Annotated in this window: 1 protein-coding gene; it reads left to right on the top strand. The window is 61.6% G+C overall.

Features of this window, described 5'->3' with window-relative positions; genetic code table 11:
- Positions 1-1,114: amino acid adenylation domain-containing protein (locus IVA98_RS17940; RefSeq protein ID WP_247355289.1), on the top strand; the 1,114-nt coding region annotated here is incomplete at both ends.

Genomic DNA, 1,114 nt, shown 5'->3' on the forward strand with positions numbered 1-1,114 from the left:
GTGCATCCATGAGCTGTTCGAGGCGCAGGTCGCCAAGACGCCGGATGCGGTGGCGGTGGTCCATGAGGACGAGCGCTTGAGCTATGGCGAGCTCAATGCGCGGGCGAACCGGCTGGCGCATCATCTGATCGCACTCGGGGTCACGCCCGGGGATCGCCTTGCGACAATGCTGGATCGCTCCGTCGTCCTGGTGGTGGCACAGCTGGCGATCCTGAAGGCGGGCGGAGTTTATGTGCCGATCGATCGCAGTCTTCCACCAGCGCGACAGAGCTGGATGATGGCCGACTGTGCTGCGCGCCTGGTGCTCACCAACAGTGATGATGATCTGGTCGAGGTGACGATTCCTGTTCTGCCTATTGAGCCGCTCATGACTGGAGCAGGCCTTAGCACCGATCCTGGCTTGGCATTGACCGCCGAGGCTGCCGCCTACGTCATGTACACCTCCGGCTCGACCGGCCTTCCGAAGGGGGTTGTTGTTCCTCATCGTGCCGTAAACCGACTGGTCATCAACAACGGATATGCGCAGTTCAATGCGAGTGATCGTGTGGCGTGGGTGGGCAACCCCGCGTTTGATATCAGTACACTGGAAGTCTGGGCACCGCTGCTACACGGCTCTAGCCTGATCGTGATTCCATACACTGATGCGCTGCAACCAGGGGTGCTGCGCGGCCTGGTTCAGCAGCACCGCATTAGCGTCCTGCATTTGACGGCCGGGTTGTTCAACCAGAGCGCTGCTGATTTGGGCCCGGTGCCGGCGAGTTTGCGGTTGCTATTGGTTGGCGGTGATGCGGTTGATGTGGCGGCAGTCGCACGGATTTTGAGCCAGAGCCGACCGCAAAATCTCCTGCATTGCTACGGTCCGACCGAGACGACGACTTTTGCGACAGTCTGCGAGATTACCGCGATTGATGAGACATTGCAGCGGCTCCCCATCGGCCGTCCGATTGCGAACACGCGCGTGTATCTGCTCGATGGTCATGGCGCGCCCGTTCCGTTGGGAGCGGTGGGAGAGCTCTACATTGGCGGGGCGGGGGTCGCGCGTGGCTATCTGAACCGGCCCGAACTGACGGCGGAGAGGTTCTTGGCCGATCCGTTCAGTGGTGAGGTCGGCGCA

It is taken from the genome of Bradyrhizobium sp. 160 (assembly GCF_023073735.1).
Taxonomy (GTDB): Bacteria; Pseudomonadota; Alphaproteobacteria; order Rhizobiales; family Xanthobacteraceae; genus Bradyrhizobium.